The 18,420-nt window shown below is 45.3% G+C and carries 19 protein-coding genes; 1 reads left to right on the top strand and 18 read right to left on the bottom strand.

From position 1 onward, the window contains the following. Positions 1 to 24: 24 nt before the first annotated feature. The 17 genes from paaX to hflX form a co-directional block, all read right to left on the bottom strand. Entirely contained in the window at positions 25 to 900 is an 876-nt protein-coding gene (gene paaX / locus J7I80_RS09070; protein ID WP_214737724.1) for a phenylacetic acid degradation operon negative regulatory protein PaaX, read from the bottom strand. A gap of 130 nt (positions 901 to 1,030) precedes the next feature. Next, positions 1,031 to 1,807, bottom strand: a complete 777-nt coding sequence (locus J7I80_RS09065) for an enoyl-CoA hydratase-related protein (protein ID WP_214737722.1) — start codon at positions 1,805 to 1,807, stop codon at positions 1,031 to 1,033. Then, on the bottom strand, positions 1,807 to 3,015 hold the full coding sequence (gene pcaF, locus J7I80_RS09060) for a 3-oxoadipyl-CoA thiolase (protein WP_214737720.1): 1,209 nt from the start codon (positions 3,013 to 3,015) through the stop codon (positions 1,807 to 1,809). Before pcaF ends, J7I80_RS09065 begins: the two co-directional genes overlap by 1 nt. Positions 3,016 to 3,027: 12 nt before the next feature. Further along, positions 3,028 to 3,891: a 3-hydroxyacyl-CoA dehydrogenase gene (locus J7I80_RS09055; protein WP_251027676.1), complete on the bottom strand. Its 864-nt coding sequence runs from the start codon at positions 3,889 to 3,891 to the stop codon at positions 3,028 to 3,030. 67 nt (positions 3,892 to 3,958) lie between these two features. Then, positions 3,959 to 5,476: an aldehyde dehydrogenase family protein gene (locus J7I80_RS09050; RefSeq protein WP_214737718.1), complete on the bottom strand. Its 1,518-nt coding sequence runs from the start codon at positions 5,474 to 5,476 to the stop codon at positions 3,959 to 3,961. Between the two features lie 32 nt (positions 5,477 to 5,508). Continuing rightward, positions 5,509 to 6,282, bottom strand: a complete 774-nt coding sequence (locus J7I80_RS09045; RefSeq protein ID WP_214737716.1) for an enoyl-CoA hydratase-related protein — start codon at positions 6,280 to 6,282, stop codon at positions 5,509 to 5,511. A 15-nt stretch (positions 6,283 to 6,297) separates the two neighbouring features. Further along, positions 6,298 to 7,077, bottom strand: coding sequence for an enoyl-CoA hydratase-related protein (locus J7I80_RS09040; protein WP_214737714.1), 780 nt, complete (start codon positions 7,075 to 7,077; stop codon positions 6,298 to 6,300). Continuing rightward, positions 7,070 to 7,378 (bottom strand): EthD family reductase, encoded by a 309-nt coding sequence (locus J7I80_RS09035; protein ID WP_041966625.1) that lies wholly within the window; start codon positions 7,376 to 7,378, stop codon positions 7,070 to 7,072. Before J7I80_RS09035 ends, J7I80_RS09040 begins: the two co-directional genes overlap by 8 nt. 119 nt (positions 7,379 to 7,497) lie before the next feature. Continuing rightward, positions 7,498 to 7,980, bottom strand: a complete 483-nt coding sequence (paaD, locus tag J7I80_RS09030; RefSeq protein WP_214737712.1) for a 1,2-phenylacetyl-CoA epoxidase subunit PaaD — start codon at positions 7,978 to 7,980, stop codon at positions 7,498 to 7,500. A gap of 6 nt (positions 7,981 to 7,986) precedes the next feature. After that, positions 7,987 to 8,805, bottom strand: coding sequence for a 1,2-phenylacetyl-CoA epoxidase subunit PaaC (gene paaC, locus J7I80_RS09025; protein ID WP_214737977.1), 819 nt, complete (start codon positions 8,803 to 8,805; stop codon positions 7,987 to 7,989). Further along, the gene (gene paaB, locus J7I80_RS09020; protein ID WP_214737710.1) at positions 8,802 to 9,149 is read right to left on the bottom strand and encodes a 1,2-phenylacetyl-CoA epoxidase subunit PaaB; all 348 of its coding nucleotides are present in this window, start codon (positions 9,147 to 9,149) and stop codon (positions 8,802 to 8,804) included. The genes paaC and paaB overlap by 4 nt, the downstream gene beginning before the upstream one ends. A 54-nt stretch (positions 9,150 to 9,203) precedes the next feature. Further along, positions 9,204 to 10,163 (bottom strand): 1,2-phenylacetyl-CoA epoxidase subunit PaaA, encoded by a 960-nt coding sequence (gene paaA / locus J7I80_RS09015; protein ID WP_214737709.1) that lies wholly within the window; start codon positions 10,161 to 10,163, stop codon positions 9,204 to 9,206. Between the two features lie 21 nt (positions 10,164 to 10,184). Further along, entirely contained in the window at positions 10,185 to 11,510 is a 1,326-nt protein-coding gene (locus J7I80_RS09010; RefSeq protein ID WP_214737707.1) for a phenylacetate--CoA ligase family protein, read from the bottom strand. Between the two features lie 351 nt (positions 11,511 to 11,861). Next, positions 11,862 to 13,202, bottom strand: coding sequence for a type I glutamate--ammonia ligase (gene glnA / locus J7I80_RS09005; RefSeq protein WP_214737706.1), 1,341 nt, complete (start codon positions 13,200 to 13,202; stop codon positions 11,862 to 11,864). A gap of 46 nt (positions 13,203 to 13,248) precedes the next feature. Further along, on the bottom strand, positions 13,249 to 13,653 hold the full coding sequence (locus J7I80_RS09000; protein WP_214737704.1) for a MerR family transcriptional regulator: 405 nt from the start codon (positions 13,651 to 13,653) through the stop codon (positions 13,249 to 13,251). Between the two features lie 143 nt (positions 13,654 to 13,796). Next, positions 13,797 to 15,068, bottom strand: a complete 1,272-nt coding sequence (locus J7I80_RS08995) for a methionine gamma-lyase family protein (protein WP_214737702.1) — start codon at positions 15,066 to 15,068, stop codon at positions 13,797 to 13,799. A gap of 221 nt (positions 15,069 to 15,289) precedes the next feature. Then, positions 15,290 to 16,549: a GTPase HflX gene (hflX, locus tag J7I80_RS08990; RefSeq protein WP_214737700.1), complete on the bottom strand. Its 1,260-nt coding sequence runs from the start codon at positions 16,547 to 16,549 to the stop codon at positions 15,290 to 15,292. Positions 16,550 to 16,730: 181 nt separating this feature from the next. Between hflX and J7I80_RS08985 the strand changes: the two genes are divergently transcribed. Next, positions 16,731 to 17,336: a trimeric intracellular cation channel family protein gene (locus J7I80_RS08985; RefSeq protein WP_192473344.1), complete on the top strand. Its 606-nt coding sequence runs from the start codon at positions 16,731 to 16,733 to the stop codon at positions 17,334 to 17,336. A 45-nt stretch (positions 17,337 to 17,381) separates the two neighbouring features. On the opposite strand, the gene J7I80_RS08980 is transcribed toward J7I80_RS08985, so the two are convergent. Then, on the bottom strand, positions 17,382 to 18,401 hold the full coding sequence (locus J7I80_RS08980) for an STAS domain-containing protein (RefSeq protein ID WP_214737698.1): 1,020 nt from the start codon (positions 18,399 to 18,401) through the stop codon (positions 17,382 to 17,384). Positions 18,402 to 18,420 lie beyond the last annotated feature (19 nt).

Genomic DNA, 18,420 nt, shown 5'->3' with positions numbered 1-18,420 from the left:
GCTTTTACATATTCATAGACATTGTCATTCAAGAATATAAGGGTGGTCCATTACATTATAGTCCACGTCTTTATGCTTAATTTCATTTCCTTCTTTGAAGACTGACTCAAAAAAGCGGGATGCTGGTTCTGCCAGTTCCTTATAATATTCGCTGAATAATGCGGATGCGTGGCTTCCGAGCCATTTTTCAGGCAATAGTTCTTCAGGAAGGCCCGGGTCAAAGAAGAGGAACTTCCTGTATTCATGGACTAGCTTTGTGCGCTCCACAAAGCATTCAGCGTCAGACATGCTGCCTTTTTGGATCTTATTTTTATCTATGATGTATTTCTGGCTGTACTCACTGATGAATTCCTGGTATTTTGCGTTAATTTCCTTAAGGTCCCAGCTTTTTTCAACAAGGCGCTGATTTTCATGTGGCCCTTTGTATTCTGCAACAAAGAAATCGACATATTGTTCGATTTCATATTTCTCGATCAAGTCCTTGACTTGTCTCTCGAGATTATTGGCGGAAATCCAAAAGCTGTTCGACATCGATCCAAATCCGCTCCAGATCAGTTCTTTGCGCAGCTCGTCCCTGACATTGCGGATTTCTTCAGGAATCGTGTACATGAGGATTCTCCACTTGCCGTCCCATTCCTCGGGCTTCAATTTGAAAATACGCTTACCCGCCTCATCAATCCTTTTTTGGCCGCGTGGAGTCAATGAATAATAGCTCTTGTTCCCAATTTTCTCAGCCTGGACCCAACCCTGCTTGTTCATACGGGAAATCGCCGCTCTTACTGACTGATCGTTGTGGCCAAACTCATTCAGAAGCCGAATCAGGCTGCCAATCCAAATCTTGCTTCCGTAGTGTGAGATATAGTCACCGTATAAAGTGAAAATCATTGATCTTGTATTCAAGCTTATGTCATCCTCATCCGTTTTTGTTATACGTATTAAAACCGTTATAGAATATTTTACAGTATTATCATTATTTTGCAAAAACTTTTTGCTTTAAAAGCGAAAAACCATAGGGATTTCTCCCTATGGATTACTGTGCCGTAAAAACAGGCTTACGTTTTTCGCTGAAGGCATTTAACGCTTCCACTCGATCCTTTGTTGGAATGGTTACTTCATAAGCTTTGGATTCAATTGCCAGACCTGTCTGCAAATCTGTGCTGCTGCCATGGTGGATGGCATACTTCGCCTGTATTACTGCAATCGGCGCATTCTGGAGGATTTCCTCAGCAAGCTCCTTGCAGGCTGTCATGACTTCTTCTTTTGATTCTACCGATGTAAGAATTCCCAGTTCATAAGCTTTTTCAGCCGAAATCTTTCTTGCTGTCAAAATCAATTCCTTCGCCTTCATTTCACCGATCAGCCTTGACAGACGCTGTGTACCGCCTGCGCCAGGAATAATGCCCCAGCTTACCTCTGTCATGCCCATCAAGGCACTGTCTGCAGCAATCTTAAAGTCACATGCTAGCATCAGTTCGAAACCTCCGCCAAAAGCAAAGCCGTTCACAGCGGCAATCGTCGGCTGCGGCAGCTCGGCAATCGCGCTGAAAACATCGCGGATCTTTTTCACATTACGGCGAACTTCTTCCTCAGTAAGATGCTTCCTTTCTTTCAAGTCGGCACCGGCGCTGAAGGCTTTCTCCCCTGCTCCGGTAAAAATTACTACTCTGACGTCTGTATCAGTGTGAAGTCTGTCTACTAAATCGCCCAGCTCCTGGAGCGTTTCAAAATTGAAACAGTTCAGCGATTCCGGACGGTCAATCGTCACATATGCGATATGCTGCTCTTTCTGGAATTTAATGTAGTTCATTATCTCTCTCCTATTTTCTCGATAATCGTCGCGATTCCCTGACCTACACCGACGCACATCGTCGCAAGTCCATACGTGGAATCCCGCTTTTTCATTTCATATATAAGGGTTGTCAAAATACGGGCACCGCTTGCACCGAGCGGATGGCCGAACGCAATGGCCCCGCCGTTTACATTGACCCTGGAATGGTCCAGCCCCAGCTCCTGGATGCAGCCGAGGGATTGGGCAGCAAACGCCTCGTTCAACTCAATCAAGTCCATATCTCCAACAGACAGATTTGCCCGTTTAAGAGCCTTTTGAACTGCATAAACAGGGCCCATTCCCATGATGGAAGGCTCCAATCCCGCTGTTGCTGATACAATATATCTTGCCAGTGGCTTCAGTCCAAGCTCATCAGCTTTCTCTCGGCTCATCACAAGCAGCGCAGACGCACCGTCATTCACTCCAGAAGCATTGCCTGCCGTTACCGTCCCATCCTTGAATAAAGGCTTTAGCTTTGCCAGTTTTTCAACCGTTGTACCTGGCCTTGGATGTTCATCAGAGTCAATGATAGTCTTGTTCCCTTTTTTATCTTCGTAAACAACAGGAACGATTTCGTTTTCAAATCGCCCGGCTTCCATCGCTTTTTGTGCGCGAAGCTGGCTTTCTGCTGCAAATTCGTCCTGGGCTTCCCTGGAAATGCTATACTTTTTCGCCACGTTCTCTGCTGTCTCCGGCATGCTGTCCGTTCCGTACATTTCCTTCAGCTTGGTGTTTACGAAACGCCATCCGATTGTCGTATCAAACATCTCCATATTGCCGCGTGGGAATTCTTTTTCAGGCTTTGCCATCACGAATGGCGCCCTTGTCATGCTTTCCGTTCCGCCTGCTATGAAAATATCGCCTTCACCAGCCAAAATTGCTCTGGCCGCATAGTTGACAGCATCCAGGCCTGAACCGCACAATCGGTTGATGGTTGTCCCGGCAACCTCGACAGGGAGTCCAGCCAATAGCCCTGACATCCTTGCAACGTTGCGATTGTCTTCGCCTGCCTGGTTGGCATTCCCAAAAACTACTTCTTCAATTTCAGCTGCAGGCACATCTGGATTACGATCGACCAGCGCCTTGATAACAATTGCCCCTAAATCATCCGGGCGGATATGACGGAGGCTTCCGTTGTACCTTCCAATCGGTGTTCTTACTGCATCAACAATCACAACTTCTCTCATCGCCATCCTCCTCTACTTCGTCGTCACAGATTCTTGATAGTCGTACACACCGCGTCCAGTCTTCCTGCCAAGACGGCCAGCTTTAACGTATTGTTCAAGCAATGGTGCCGGGCGGTATTTTTCACCGAGCTTCTCATGAAGGTATTTTAAATTGTTCAAGCGTGTATCCAGCCCAACAAGATCACCCAACTCGAATGGCCCCATCGGATAATTCAGCCCCAGCTTAATTGCCTTATCGATATCCTCCGGGCTGCCCAACCCTTCCTGCAGCATGTAAAAGGCTTCGTTGCCGACTAACGCGCTGATCCGGCTTGTCACGAAACCAGGAAATTCGTTGGTGATGACAGTTTCTTTGCCCATCTGGATGGCCGCTTTCTGGATTGCTTCAGCTGTTTCATCGCTCGTTTCGAGACCCCGGATAATTTCTACAAGCGGCATTTTGTGGACCGGATTGAAGAAATGCATCGCAATGACCTTCTCAGGACGCTTCGTAAAAGAGGCAATTTCTGTAGGGCTCATTGTCGATGTATTGGACGCAAACAGGCAATGTTCAGGTGCATGCTGGTCAATCACTTCGAAAATCGTTTTCTTGATATCTATTTTTTCAGGCACGGCTTCGATGACCAGATCAGCATCCTTCACATTATCAGCAAGGAAATTCGAATATTTCAGCCTTGCTTTAGCGGACTCTGCGTCTTCTAGCGCGATTTTCCCTCTGGCAATCCCCTTATCAAAAATGCTGTTGATTTCTTGTTCGGCGTTAAGAAGCTGTTTTTCATCAACATCAATCAGGACAGTATTAAAACCGCCCAGGCTGCTGACATAGGCAATTCCTCTTCCCATGACACCCGAACCGATTACGACGAGTTTCTTCATTATATATTCCTCCTGTTCACAAAATCTGAAAGGCGAGCACCCAGGTCGTAGAGTGCTCGCCTCATGATTAGACGTTAAACGGATTTAGCGGGCGGCTGCCGTAATAAGAGACGATACTCTTTGTTTCTGTATATAAATCAAGTGTTTCGATGCTCAGTTCGCGGCCGAATCCGGATTGCTTATAGCCGCCGAATGGTGTGCCCGGGAATGCAGAGAACGGGCAGTTGATCATGACGATCCCCGCCTGGATCTGTTTTGACACCCTTGTCGCACGGCCGTAATCCTTCGTCCAGATGGCCGATCCAAGTCCATATTCACTGTCATTCGCGAGTTTGACAGCTTCTTTTTCATCCTTGAACTTCATGACGACAACAACCGGCCCGAAAATTTCTTCTTTTACAGCCTTCATGCTGTGATTCGTTTCAGCAATGATGGTAGGCTCATACCAGTAGCCATTTTCATAGCCTTCGAGATTTGCAGCTTTTCCTCCTGCTAAAATTTCAGCTCCGTCTGCAACTGCAGATTTTACATATCCATCAATGACATCCATTTGGTCCTGACTGATGACTGCGCCGACATGAGTTTCTTTTTCAAATGGATTTCCAAGCTTAAGCTGCTTTGTTTTTGCCACGAATTTTTCCATGAATTCATCATATACATCCTCATGGACATACAAACGAGAACGTGCTTCGCATGATTGGCCTGTATTGTAGAAGATTCCGAATAAAGAGCCCGCTACTGCAGCATCGATATCCGCATCTTCAAAAACGATGCTCGGTGACTTTCCGCCAAGTTCAAGAGTCACACGCTTTAGGGTTTGGGAAGCTCTTGCCATGATATCCTTGCCGATTGGCGTTGAACCTGTAAAGGCTACTTTGTCGACTTTATCGTGCTCGACCAGATAGTTCCCCACTACTGAACCAGATCCAGGAATGACGTTCACAACGCCTTCAGGTACACCTGCTTCGATACAGATTTCACCGAGAACGACCGCTGATAATGGTGTTAGTGATGCTGGCTTCACGACAACCGAGCATCCGACTGCAATCGCGGGAGCAATCTTCCAAGCCGCCATCATCATTGGATAGTTCCAAGGAATGATCTGGGCACAAACGCCGACAGGCTCTTTCTCGGTAATATTTTGGAATGCGCCAGGCATGCTGTTCACGGCACCGCGGTGGCTGACAATCGCACCTGCGTAAAACTCGAAATCCTCGATTGCCTGCATCACCTGTCCCTGAGCTGCAGCCAGTGATTTACCTGTATCAAGAATCTCCAACTCTACCAGCTCATTGAAACGGGAGCGCATAATTGAAGCGATCTTATTCAATGTGCGGGAGCGCTTGTTTACAGGGAAATGACGCCACTTTCCAAAATCGAAGGCATTTCTTGCGGCCTGTACCGCTAGCTCAGCGTCTTCTTTTGAAGCCTTAGCCACAGTTGCAACTTCCTCGCCAGTCGCCGGATTGTAGACTTTGTACGTTTCACCATTTACACTGTCCTGGCGAACTCCATTGATGATTAGCTGATATGTCTCGCGTTTTACTGCCATTGCTTCGAATTTTTGCTCTTTTACTGTTGTCACGCGTAACATCTCCTTTTAGTAGATTGATTGATTTATTCACCCTTGAAGACTGGTTTTCTTTTTTCCATGAACGCCTGGACGCCTTCTTGATGGTCGGCGGTCTGACCGGCAATCCGCTGGCTCTGGGCATCTCTTTCCAGATAGTCCTCAAAGCTTGAATGCCAGCTTGCCTTCAAGTTCCTTTTGATCAGGCCGATTGCCTTAGTAGGCATATTGGCAAGTCTTTCTGCAAATGCAGCGACATTATCGTTCCAGTTATCAAATGAGTAGACTTCCGTAACCAGCCCCAGATCCTTTGCCTTGTCTGCCGGAATTTTTTCCCCAAATACAGCAAGCTCCATTGCTTTCGAGTGGCCGATAAGACGTGGAAGATAATATAGATTACCCGCATCTGGAACAAGGCCGACATGGATAAAGGCTTCTACGAAACTAGCTTTTTCAGAGGCAATCCGGAAATCGCAGGCAAGCGCTAAGCTCATTCCAGCTCCTGCCGCCACCCCATTAACGGCGGCGATGACCGGTTTTTCACAGCGGCCAAGTTCCAAAAGCATTGGATTATAGCGTTTACGAAGCACTTCGCCATGGTCCATTTCATCTGAAACACCTGCCAAATCCTCTCCTGAACAAAACGCCCGCCCTGCTCCAGTGAGAACCAGCGCCCTAACATCTTTATCCCGTGAAGCGGACTTGATTGCACTCTGGATTTCCTTGTTCAATTGCTCTGTGAAGGCATTCAATTTATCAGGACGGTTCAGGGTAATGTAGGCTACCTGATTCCGTACTTCGTATAAAACGGTTTCAAACACAGCTATGTACCCCCCTTATTTCCCTTTAAAATCTGGCTTCCGCTTATCCTTGAAAGCCCTCATACCTTCCTTTTGATCTTCTGTCGCAAAAAGCATGTAAAAGTTTTTGCGCTCATATTGCATTCCCTCATATAAAGGATAGTCGACCGCTTTCAGCACCGACTCTTTAATCAGTCTTACGGCAATTGGAGCCTGCTTTGCGATTGTATCGGCGAATTTGAGCGTTTCTTCCATCAGTACTTCTTCAGCAAAGGTAGAATTGATGATTCCATAGTGCAACGCTTCCTTGGCAGAGATACGCTTGCCGCTGAGGATCCATTCCATTGCTTTTGTTTTTCCGACGAGTTTTGTAAGCCTTTGCGTCCCGCCTGCTCCCGGCATGACGCCAAGATTGACTTCAGGGAATCCGAATTCCGTATTTTCTGCGGCGAACAGCATGTCACAGCATAGCGCCAGTTCAAATGCACCGCCAAGTGCGAAACCATGGACTGCCCCAATGACAGGCTTCTTGATCCAGGCAAGCCGGTCCCAGTCAGTGAACTGGTTCAACGTTTCCATCGAGATCGCGTCAGCGTCCATCATTTCATCGATATCTGCACCTGCAGCAAATGCCCTTCCCTTGCCAGCGAGGACAATCACCTTAATGTCAGCATCCTCGTCATATGCCTCCATTGCCGAAAGTACCTCAGAAACCATTTGCCTGTTCAAGGCATTCAGGACCTTCGGGCGATTAAGTTCAATCAATCCGATTTGGCCTTTAACAGTCGTTTCAATCATTTCATAGTTTTTATTCATTCACTTCTTCACCGATCATCATCGTGACCAGATCACCCGCAAAGCTCATAACATCCTTTCCAGAAGCTTTGCCTTCAGCAGATTTCATCCCAGCTTTTAATGCTTCATGATCGTCATAGTACATTTCACACATTAGATAATATTTGCCTTCCCCACCCATTGGGCTACCGACGATTCTTGTTACTTCCATTTTGCGAAGGCCAGGAATCTTTGCAGTCAGTGGAGCATGCGTTTCAAAATAGTGCTTGTCAAATGCCTCTTTGTCCTGTGGATGCTTGTAAATCGCGATTAGTTTTACCATTATAAATCTCTCCCTTTTCTTTAAATAAAGTTTTATAGACCAGATAGAATATATGCGTTGTTTCTTGAAGCTATTAATCAATTGATATGACACCTAAGAATCTTTTTTCGACTTTGGCGTCACATCAAAGTTGATACAGGTTTCATTGCCTCGAATGGGTTTTTGCACGATTTGCAGTACAAAATACTGCGGCATGCAGTCGGACCAAAGAGGTTTTCCATTGTTGTATAGGTGGATCCACAGTAAGGACAATCAGCCTGCCACTCACCCGTTTCTGCAATATGCCTGGGCGGAGGCGCGATGCCGAATTCCTTCAGCTTTTCCCTGCCCAGCTCTGTGACCCGATTGGATGTCCATGGCGGGCTGAAAATGAATTTAACCTCTACCTGTTCAACTTCATCAAGAGCTGATACAGCTTTGATCACATTGTTTTTGATGATATCTAGTGCCGGACAGCCCATGAAGGTAGGCAATAGTTTTAACAAAACATCATTTGATGTGATTTCGACTTCCTCGAGCATACCCAGTTCTATAATCGAAACACTGTCAATCTCAGGATCCTTCACAGTTTGCAAAGCTTCGATGATTTTATCTCTTATCATTCTTCATCACCAGCTTGCTGCCGGATCGGATTTATAGACCTCACCCAATGTATCTAGAGCAGTCTGCAAGTCAGCGGTATGCTCGCCATTTCGCCCATTTCCACTCTTCATCCTGAATTGATCTGGCATCTCCAGGTTAAGGGATTCAAAAACAGGTGACATCATTTGCATCCATTTCGTTCTCAAAGCTTCCTCTGAATCTATCAAATTGTGCTTTGTGAATTCTTCGGCCTGGCTTCCCATGGAGAACAATCCTTCAAGTTCATCAAAAACCTTCTCGATCGCGGCTTCCATTCTTGTCCTCGCTTCTCCGCCGGCACTCACAAGCTGTGAGAACCACGTTTTCCAGTGCAGCAGATGGTAGTAAAGTTCCATATTAATTTTTACTGCTGCTTCCGCCAATGGCTGGTAGGATGAATTCTTCAGTGATTCAATTTTCACTTTTTTGGCCTGGGCGTAAAAATAGTTCCTCACTACAGCAAATGCCCAGTCATAATGCGGCTCTGTCAAATACGTACCTGGGCCGTTCACTTTTTCTAGTAAAATCGCATTTTTTCGTTCTGCTGCCGGCCTGCTGTGGGCAAGCTGGTCAGGATCACCGGCTCCAAGGGCGCTAAGAAGCTGATAAAACATCGCCGCATGGCCCATTGTATCCTGGCTGACTGAAGAGAAAGCGACGTCCTCTTCAATATGGGGAGCAAGTCCCAGCCACTCGGAACCCCGGTAGGCAATAATGAAATCATCATCAGCAAGCTGGAACAGGAGTTCAACTGCAGCGTCGCGAAGGGCTTTATTTTTCAACGCATCTTCAAGTTCATATTTCATTTCTCCTGCTTCCCTCCCCATGACAAGATCTCCTTCTCATCAAGCATTTCCTGCTCGTAGTGGCGCCATTTCTTTTTCAAATAACCGTAGCCTTTCGTATTCCTGTAATCTTTGTTATCAAGCCTTTGCAATGTTTGGCGCTCTTCAAGCGACATCCTTCTGATATCATCCCGCTTGACGACCCAAATATCGACAACCGGTTCACGCCTCATGAAATTTTCCTGAGCCATCACAAGAGCCAGTTCGTGGTTCGGAGCCAGCAATGAGAACTGGTACTGCATAGGCGAAGTGGCCGTCCTTTTGCTGAAGACTTCAAACTCCTGATAAAATCCATTCCCAGACATGATCTCTCTCCTTTCCTGTGGAATTCCCGGGCTAATTCTTCATTAGCTGGCGGCTTATGCTTTAGCACTTAATGCGTCGATGACCCATTTGTTGTTGCTATAGGAAATTTCCCTAAGCCTTAAACGATCCTTTGATTTGGGTCCATTATTCTTAATGATTTGCTTAAACTTACTCCAGTCCGGCTGCTTGTATTGCCACATGCCTGACTCCTGGTCAAAATGCATCGTTTCATCTGGCAGCTTTAAACCAAGCGACAGGACCCTTGGAATATATTTTGTGAAAAAGTCCTGGCGAAGCTCCTCGTTTGTTTTCGTTCTGATCCTGTATTTGATGGTTGTGTCCTGTTTGGAAGTTCCAGTAGTAGACGCATCTGCAGGACCGAAGAACATAAGAAGTGCTTCCCACCAGCGGTCTAATGAATCCTGGATCATCGCTTTTTGCTCGTCAGTTCCTTCTGCAAGCGCCATGATGATCGCCTCGCCATGCTGGGCGTGGAAAACCTCTTCGGCGCAGATTCGCTTTAACGCTCTTGCGTAAGGACCATACGAAGCATCAAGCATATTCGTCTGGGATATAATCGCTGCACCATCGACAAGCCAGCCAATCAATCCGGCATCCCCCCAGGTTTTTGCTTCCATATGGAAGACATTGTGGAATTTCAAGTCGCCTGATAGCAAATCCTGAATGATGTTCTCGCGTGATTTTCCAAGCGGCTTCATCAAATCTTCGGCCACTCTTAACAGCAGTTGTCCGTGTCCCATTTCATCCTGCACCTTGGCCATGATCCCCAGCTTTCTTTTCAAAGATGGAGCTTTTGGGACCCATTCCTTTTCCGGGAGCGCCCCCATTATTTCACTGATGCCGTGCATTGAAATAAGCTTGATCAGTGTCATTCGATAGTCATCCGGCATCCAGTCGTCTGCTTCGATTTTATCGCCCGCTTCGATCCGGCTCATGAAGTGCTCATATTTCGCTTCTTCGCTCATTAGATCGAATGAAATTGTGTTTTCCATGCTGCCTTACCTCCTTAGATTTTAAGTTCCAATCGCTTCCTTGGTTTTATCAAGTATTCGCACTGCCTTCCCTTCAGAGCGCGGGATAGTTTTCGGGCGATGCACACGCACCTCCATCGAAATCAGGCACTGGCTCCTGAGCAATGACTGAATCCTTTGCTCCAGCTGATAAACCAAATCCGAAATCGGATCCGCCCCGATCACTGTGAAATATTCCTCATTCATCTCAACATGCAGCTCAAGAACTTTTAACGTACGCTTTTGTAAAATCTGAATCTGGTAATGCGGGGCAAGTTCAGGTACTGTCAGCAGGCAATGTTCAATCTGTGACGGAAAAACATTTACACCATTGATGATCAGCATGTCATCGATTCGCCCTTTGACTCGAGACATTCTTACTGTCGTCCGTCCGCAGCTGCATTTTTCCTTCGTCAGGGAAGCAATATCCCCGGTACGATAGCGGATGACCGGAAAGGCTTCCTTCGTAAGGCTTGTGAATACCAGTTCCCCTTCTTCCCCATCAGAAACAGGCTTTAATGTTTCAGGGTCAATTACCTCAACTAAAAAATGATCTTCGGCAACATGCAATCCATCCTGTGCTTCATGGCATTCACTTGCGACACCAGGCCCGATCACTTCACTCAGCCCGTAAATATCACACGCCTTGATTCCCAGCTTTTCTTCAAGGGTTCTCCTCATTTCTTCTGACCAAGGCTCAGCCCCGAAAATACCGTATTTCAATGAAGTTTCGCGTGGGTCCATGCCCATTTCCTCCATCGTTTCAGCAATATTCAGAATGTAAGAAGGTGTCCCGCAAATGACCTGAGGTTTAAAATCTTCAATCAACATGATTTGTCTCTGGGTGTTGCCGCCAGAAACCGGTACAGTGACCATCCCCAGCTGTTCACTTCCGTAATGCAGCCCCAACCCGCCGGTAAAAAGGCCATAGCCATAAGCATTATGGAGGAAACTCCCTGGTTCCCCGCCACCAAGAGCAATCGCCCTGGCAACAATCTCTCCCCACATTTCGATATCATTTTGTGTATAGCCTACCACCGTCGGCTTCCCGCTCGTACCTGATGAGGCGTGCACCCTGACCAATTCACTTTGCGGAACAGCGAACATCCCGAATGGATAGTGATCCCGCAGATCCTGTTTTTCTGTGAAAGGAAGCGCTTCCAAATCTTCCAGACTATTTAGCTTATCAGGCGTAAAACTCGCATCCTCAAATTTCTTCTTATAAAACGGTACCCTTTGAGCAACTTTCTCCACTACTGTCTTGAGTCTTTGAAGTTGAATCTCTTCGATGGACTCACGACTGCTCGTTTCAATTTCATGTAGAATCAAGATTCCGCCCCCTGTCATACATAAAATTTTATTTATATAACGTTATATAACCGTAACACTATAAATGTGTTATATATTTTAAAACAAAGATAACGTGTATATAGGAAAAAGTCAATTATTTTTCTGAAAATTTTAATTTTTACTGAAGAAAATCTAGTTATAAATGGCAATAGAAGTGATTGTGCAGAATTTTGGAATGATTATTGGGAAAGTCCTATTGATTTCGAGTGAATTCATAGTGATATTACTAAGGCTCTTTTCACCTTAAAAGGCGCGCTTGCTCCTGCTTATGTCACTTTTTTCGGATAAAAAAATGGCCTCCTGACAGAGTCAGAAGGCCATTTTGTTCTATTAATACATGCTCATATACTGTTCGCGCTCCCATGGGTGGACCTGAGTTCTAAACATATCCCATTCGATCTCTTTTGCTTCGATGAAGTGTTCGAGAATGTGGTCGCCAAGTGCTGAGCTGATTACTTCGTTCTTCTTCAGCTGGTCGAGAGCAGCTGCCAATGTTGGCGGCAGATCATCGATTCCTTCTTCTACACGCTCTTCTTTGTTCATCACGTAGATGTTACGGTCTACTGATGCAGGAGGAGTCATTTTGTTCTTGATTCCGTCAAGGCCTGCCGCAAGTAAAACTGCCATTGCAAGGTACGGGTTAGCTGCAGGATCGACGCTGCGGACTTCAACACGTGTACTCAAGCCGCGTGATGCAGGGATACGGATCAATGGTGAACGGTTTTTAGCAGACCATGCAACGTAGCAAGGTGCTTCATAACCAGGTACCAGACGCTTATATGAGTTTACAGTCGGGTTGGTTACTGCTGTAAATCCAGAAGCGTGCTTCAATGTTCCAGCAATGAACTGGTACGCAGTTTCGCTTAGCTCGAGTTTTTTATCGGATGGGTCATAGAATGAGTTTTCGCCGTTACGGAACAATGACATGTTGCAGTGCATTCCGGATCCGTTCACTCCAAACAATGGTTTCGGCATGAATGTTGCGTGCAGACCATGTTTACGGGCAATTGTTTTAACAACAAGCTTGAAAGTCTGGATCTGGTCACAAGCTGTCAAAGCATCTGCATATTTGAAGTCGATTTCGTGCTGTCCTGGAGCAACCTCATGGTGAGATGCTTCAATCTCGAAGCCCATTTCTTCAAGCTCAAGAACGATATCGCGGCGGCAGTTTTCGCCAAGATCGGTTGGTGCAAGGTCGAAGTAACCACCATTGTCATTCAATTCAAGTGTAGGCTCGCCATTGACATCCAGCTTGAACAGGAAGAATTCAGGTTCTGGTCCAAGATTGAAGTTTGTGAAGCCAAGCTCTTCCATTTCCTTCAGAATGCGCTTGAGGTTACCGCGCGGGTCGCCCGCAAATGGTGTGCCATCAGCATTTTTGATATCACAGATCAAACGCGCAACCTTACCTTTTTCAGCTGTCCAAGGGAAGATTACCCATGTATCCAAATCTGGGATCAGGTACATGTCAGATTCTTCAATACGAACGAAGCCTTCAATGGATGATCCGTCGAACATCATTTTGTTATCAAGTGCTTTTTCAAGCTGGCTGATCGGGATTTCAACGTTCTTGATCGTTCCTAAAATATCAGTGAACTGTAAACGAATGAATTTTACATTTTCTTCTTTTGATAAGCGAATAATGTCTTCTCTTGTAAACGTCTTAGCCATTGTTAAAAGTTCCTCCTAGAATTTAAATGATAGATAATTTGGATAACTAATGAAAAAATCTCGACATGTCTCCATGATTGCCAGATCGGTTAAAGCGTCCTGCCTGCTGCAGTTCTTTGCGAAGCAATTTCCGCAGATCGGCATCAGATAGCTCCCGTCTCGTTTTTTCAGCTTGTTTTTTCTCAGCAGCATTAATAGCTGTCTGTTGTTTAACATTAAATATTTGCTTGATGCCTGCCATGTTGACTCCCTGGTCAATCAAATCTTTGATCTCGAGGAGCTTGTCAATATCGTTTAAGGAAAAGAGTCGTTTATTGCCCTCTGTTCTTGCCGGAGAAATCAATTCATGCTCTTCATAGTAGCGGATTTGCCTAGCAGTCAAATCTGTCAGCTGCATGACAATCCCAATGCTAAAGAGCGGCATATTCCGGCGAATTTCACTTCCGCCCATGATGATTTCTCCTCCTTCCTTTTAAGATACTCTCATTATATTCAATGTAAGGTATGTTGTCAAACATATGTTAGATTATCTGACATGAAAAATCATAAAAAAAGAACAGGACTTATTTAGAAAGCGTCCTGTTGTATATTTACCTATTTTATAAGAATTAAACCTTTTTCGATTAAAGAATCGATTGCAATACAAACGGCCATCTTAACATGGGAATAGGTTAAGCCACCTTGCACATACGCGACATATGGCGGTCTGATCGGTCCATCAGCTGTTAATTCAATACTCGCTCCCTGGATGAATGTACCAGCTGCCATAATCACATCATCCTCATATCCCGGCATATAAGCAGGATGTGCGGTTACATGAGAATTGATTGGGGATGCATACTGAATCGCCTGGCAAAATGCAACCATCTTATCGCGGTCATCGAATTGGACTGCCTGGATTAGATCGGTCCGTTCCGCATTCCATTTAGGAGAGGAATTCATACCTACACGTTCCAGCATTGCGGCTGTGAATACAGCACCCTTCAAGGCTTGTGCGACAATATGCGGTGCCATAAAGAATCCCTGGTACATTTCTTGTAAAGAGTATAAAGAAGCACCGGCCTCTGCCCCAATTCCCGGGGATGTCATCCGGTAAGAACATGCCTCGACAAACTCTTCCTTGCCTACTATGTATCCGCCTGTCTTGGCAATACCACCGCCAGGATTTTTAATCAAAGAACCAGCCATCAGATCTGCGCCGACATGGCATGGTTCAAGCTCCTCAACAAACTCCCCATAACAGTTGTCAACAAATACTACGACATCGGATTTGATTTCCTTTACAAACCTCACCATTTCACCAATTTGCTCAATAGTGAAGGACGGTCTTGTCGCATACCCTTTGGATCGCTGGATACCGATCATTTTTGTTTCAGGTTTAATCGCTTTTTCGACGGCAGCCCAATCAATCTCTCCTTTATCTGTAAGATCCACAGTATTATAGTAAATTCCAAATTCCTTCAATGATCCGTTTCCGGTACCGCGTATCCCGACAATCTCTTCAAGAGTGTCATAAGGTTTTCCAGTGATGTATAACAGCTCATCGCCTGGACGAAGGATCCCAAATAGCGATATCGAAATCGCATGAGTTCCAGAGATGATTTGCGGGCGGACCAGTCCGGCTTCTGCACCAAAAACCTCTGCGTAAATCTTTTCGAGGGTTTCCCTGCCGGCATCATCATAGCCGTAACCGGTGGTCGGGATGAAATGGGAATCACTCACCCGATGCTTCTGGAAACTCTGCAATACCCTGAATTGGTTAGAATCAATCCGTTCATCTATTTTCTTGTGCACATGTGCAATTTGCTGTTCAATTTCGCTGACAAGCGGCTGCAGCATCTGCCCGTTTTTTAGTTGTTTAAACATGTTGCTCTCCTATCTATATATAAGGCTGTTTTCGTAAAAATAGTTGTTAAAATCTTAAAACCGATTTTAACGTAATAAAAAGCCATTTTGTAGTTCAATATTATGTGTGCAAGCTCTTTTCTCATAAGTAGCTATAATTTTGTAAACAAACACAGGCATTCAATCCTATTTAGTGGTCAATAGCAGCAAAGTTTGAGAAAAGAGCTTTATACAAAATCTATTTATACCGAGAACCGTTTCAGCTGGCCGGTAATCTGATGGTCTGCCAAAGAGTAGCCCTTGCAGACATAGCCTTGTTTATCTTCATCAAAAGCAAGCTCACGAAGAATGGTCTCATTTTTCAGCTGTGCCAGCAGTTTTCCTTCATCTGAAGGCACAAGGACATGGATTGGTTCCATCAATCCGATGATGGACTGTTCAATTTTCACTAGGAGATTCCTGCGGTCTTCCTCACTGAACGCACTTATGAACGCCGTTTCATTTTGTGCATTTGGCACAAAATCCTGGTGGGCGATATCCCGCTTGTTATAGACGGTAATCTGCGGGATTTGGTGGACTTCAAGGTCCTTCAGCAATTTATTGACTGTCTGTTCGTGTGAAAAATAATCCTCATTGGACATATCCACTACATGCAGAAGCAAATCAGCTTCACGTACTTCTTCCAGAGTTGAACGGAAAGCTGCAATCAAGGTGGTCGGCAAGTCCTGGATGAATCCGACCGTATCTGTCAGGAGAGCCGTAAAGCCGCTTGGTAAAATCGCTTTCCTTGTCATTGGATCCAGGGTAGCGAATAATTGATTTTCTTCAAACGACTCTGCTTCTGTCAACCGGTTAAAAAGCGTCGATTTTCCTGCATTCGTATACCCGACCAAAGCAATCTGGAACGTTTTGTTCTTCTTCCGGCGCTCCCGGTAGCGGTCACGGTGCTGAACGATGACTGACAATTGCGTTTTAATATCGTCGATACGTTTGCGGATGTGCCGGCGGTCTGACTCCAGCTTTGTTTCACCAGGTCCCCTCGTCCCGATTCCCGCACCAAGACGTGACATTTCAATCCCTTTTCCGCCAAGACGCGGCAGAAGATACTGAAGCTGAGCAAGCTCGACCTGGAGTTTCCCTTCTTTCGAGCGGGCCCTTTGAGCGAAAATATCCAGGATCAGCTGTGTACGGTCGATGACTCTTGCCTTTAAGCCGGCTGAAAGATTGCGGTTCTGGCTTGGCGACAGTTCATCATTAAAAATAATTAAATCTGGCTCGAGCTCCTCCTCAAGTGCCTGGAGCTCTTCCACCTTCCCTTTGCCAATGTATGTAGCAGGATGGACCTTTGGCCGCTTTTGGACAACCTGCATCAGGACATTTCCCTTTGCCGTTTCCGTAAGTGATTCAAGTTCCTCCATTGAATATTGAAAACGAAGATCTTCTTCTTCAGTCGTCTGACAGCCAACAAGAATCACTTTTTCAAATACGTTTTCCTGTTCCAAATAACACCCTTCTTTCCATATATATAGCTAAAGACATCATACCAAAATAATGCCGCAAACAAAAATTTTGAAAGCAGGTGTAAAAGTGGTTGTAAATTGGAATAAACATGTTAAAATCAATATGTTTTCATTTAACTATTTTAGTATTCAGGCATTATTTTAACAAGAGGAGAAAAACATGATGACATGGGAAGTACTCAGCATGATTGGAACAGTAGCATTCGCGATCAGCGGTGCAATCATCGCAATGGAAGAAGAATATGATATCTTCGGAGTTTATATATTAGGAATCGTCACAGCATTTGGCGGCGGTGCAATCCGTAACCTGCTAATCGGGGTACCAGTATCAGCACTTTGGGAACAGGGGTTATTTTTCAATTTGGCCTTGTTGTCAATCACCATCGTGTTTTTATTTCCCAGCAATCTATTAAAACACTGGCAGAGATGGGGAAACTTTTTCGATGCCATCGGGCTTGCAGCCTTTGCAATCCAGGGCGCGATCTACGCTTCCAATATGGGCCATCCTTTAAGCGCCGTCATTGTAGCTGCTGTGTTGACAGGAAGCGGCGGCGGAATCATCCGTGATCTGCTCGCCGGCAGAAAACCATTAGTATTGAAGGCGGAAATATATGCAGTCTGGGCTGTTCTTGCCGGACTTGTCATCGGCCTCGGAATGGCTGATAAAGCTGTCGAACTCTATGGACTTTTTGCAGTCATTACAGCACTCCGCGTGTTGTCATACACCTACAAATGGCATTTGCCAGTCCGTAAACTGGGAGTACACTAGAAAGCAGAGCTGATTCCTGTTGAATCAGCTCTGCTTTTTGTCTAATTATATAATCTTCCTTCCCATCTGCCCGATAGCGTAGTGGATGCCATGCTGCAGTGTCTGGAAGCAATCAAATTTCGATAGATTGATGTTGGACTGGGTTATTTCAATCCCAAGTGTCGATGAAATCCCGACAAGAATTGTTTTCGTACCAATAAGCCTAGCTGCAGACCCAATTTTCTCAATAAGACTGACTGCATGTGGTCCGATTTCTTGATCCATGCCCGTCAAATCCAGGACGAGATAGCTTGATTTATAGGATGGAAGTCGATTCAGGGTGTTTACAATCAGCTGATCTGCCCTGTCTTCTTCATATTTTCCGATCAAGGGAACGACAACGACACCCTCAAGAACCGGGATGATTGGAGAGGATAGCTTATTGACCAGCTCCTTTAATTCGGCTGTTTTCTCTTCAACAAGGCCTTCGAGTTGCCTGATTTGTTCGGATTCTTTCTTTCGTGCCAGCTGATGGATATTATCAGCGATTGTGACATCTGAAGGGAAGTACTCAATCACACTGTATTCATGCCCTTCTAACTGATGCTGCTTGATTTTATACCAGATATTTCTTCCGAACAGTCCAGAAAAAACTCCAGCGTAATGTGCGGGCAGGAAACTTCCTCCCACTTTCTTTCCCTGGGCAACATTCACTTTATGCTCCCAGCTGTCCTTCATAAAGACTGTGAATGTTTTCGTTTCAAAGTCCAAATCCTTGATAATTGTCAACCCCCATCCGGCGGTTGCATATGTATTTGTGATCATGTCAGCAGCTTCAGATACGCTGACTTCTTTCATCTTTTCAAAAAATTGGCCAACCACAAGGCCCTGGCGAAAACCAGTTGTTTCAAAAACCAGGTTGGATGCCTCTTCTCCAGAAATCTCTTCAATAGTATCAAAAAAGGTTTTCATTGCTGAAGAAATCCAGAAAAGCACTGCGTCCTGACCCTCGAACGTAAATTTTCCGGATTTTACATCCCAGCCAAAATCATAACCTGCAATATCATAGTTATACTCATACCCCATAATTGATAGCTCCTTTTTT

The sequence above is a fragment of the Bacillus sp. ISL-41 genome (assembly GCF_018613235.1).
Taxonomy (GTDB): Bacteria; Bacillota; Bacilli; order Bacillales; family Cytobacillaceae; genus Mesobacillus.
The sequence above is the reverse complement of the archived record's forward strand: the minus strand, read 5'-3'. Positions and strand labels throughout refer to the sequence as shown.